At 58.7% G+C, this 1,390-nt stretch carries 1 protein-coding gene; it reads left to right on the forward strand.

All coding sequences use genetic code 11. From position 1 onward, the window contains the following. The first annotated feature begins 79 nt into the window (after window positions 1–79). Window positions 80–1,330 (forward strand): IS256 family transposase, encoded by a 1,251-nt coding sequence (locus AWU77_RS02165; RefSeq protein WP_152625233.1) that lies wholly within the window; start codon window positions 80–82, stop codon window positions 1,328–1,330. The last annotated feature ends 60 nt before the right edge of the window (window positions 1,331–1,390 follow it).

Here is a 1,390-nt window from a genome sequence, read left to right on the forward strand (position 1 = left end):
GTTCGGGAGCCTGTCAGATTTTCTGTGTGGGAACGGGGTCATGAAATAATGCCGAGAGGACTGTTCCATGACCGACGTAATGACCACCAAGAAGCCCAAAAAACAGAAAGCCGCTTACCCGTTCCCAGTCGAGCTGATCGATCAGCTACTTGCCCAAGTTGAGAACAAGGACGCCGAGTCGATCCTCGGCGAATCCGGCCTGGCCGGGCAACTCAAGAAGATGCTGGCCGAGCGCATGCTGTCGGCCGAGCTGAACCATCATCTGGCCAACGAGGAAGAAGGCAGCAAAAACCATCGCAACGGTAGCAGCCCGAAGAAGGTGCTGACGCCAGGCGGAGAGCTCAACTTGGACATCCCGCGTGATCGCCTGTCGAGTTTCGAGCCGAAGCTGGTCGCCAAGCATCAGCGCCGGATGTCCGGCTTTGACGACCACGTCATCAGCATGTACGCGCGCGGCATGAGCGTGCGTGAAATTCAAGCGCACCTGCTGGAGTTGTACGGTACCGAAGTATCGCCGGACCTGATCTCGACGATCACCGACGAGGTCCTTGAAGAGGTCGCGCAGTGGCAACAAAGGCCGCTTGAAGCGATGTATCCGATCGTGTATTTCGACGCGCTGCGCCTGAAGATTCGGGACGAAGGCACGGTCAAGAACAAGGCCGTGTATCTGGCCCTGGGCATTCGTGCCGATGGCCGCAAGGAAGTGCTGGGACTGTGGATCGAACAGACCGAAGGCGCCAAGTTCTGGCTGAAGGTTTTCAACGAACTCAAGAACCGTGGGCTGGACGATATCCTGATCGCCGTCGTCGATGGCCTGCGCGGCTTCCCGGAGGCCATTGAGGCCGTGTATCCGCAGGCGCAGATCCAGACTTGCATCGTGCACCTGATCCGCAACTCGACCACGCTTGCAGCCTGGAAGGACCGTAAGGAGCTGGCAGCGGCGCTCAAGCCGATCTACCACGCCGCCAACGCCGACCTCGCTGAAGCGGCGCTGGATGCGTTTGCAGCCGGGCCATGGGGCACGAAGTTCCCGACCGTGACCGCAATGTGGCGCCGGCAGTGGCAGCAGGTGATTCCGTTCTTCGCCTACCCGCCGGAAGTGCGCACGATTATCTACACGACCAATGCCATCGAAAGCCTGCATATGCGCCTGCGAAAGATCGTTAAGAATCGCGGCCACTTCCCGAGCGATGAAGCCGCGACCAAATTATTGTTCCTGGCCTTGCGCAACATCGAGAAAGATTGGAAGATGCCGCAGCGTACCTGGAAGCAGGCAGCCAACCAGTTCGCCATCATGTTCGGCGAGCGCTTCACGAACGCAATTATCTAACTACGAATTCTGGCCCCGCACACAGAATTTCTGACAGGTCCGGCTTCGGCCCAGAAATGC

This window comes from Cellvibrio sp. OA-2007 (assembly GCF_000953825.1).
GTDB lineage: Bacteria > Pseudomonadota > Gammaproteobacteria > Pseudomonadales > Cellvibrionaceae > Cellvibrio.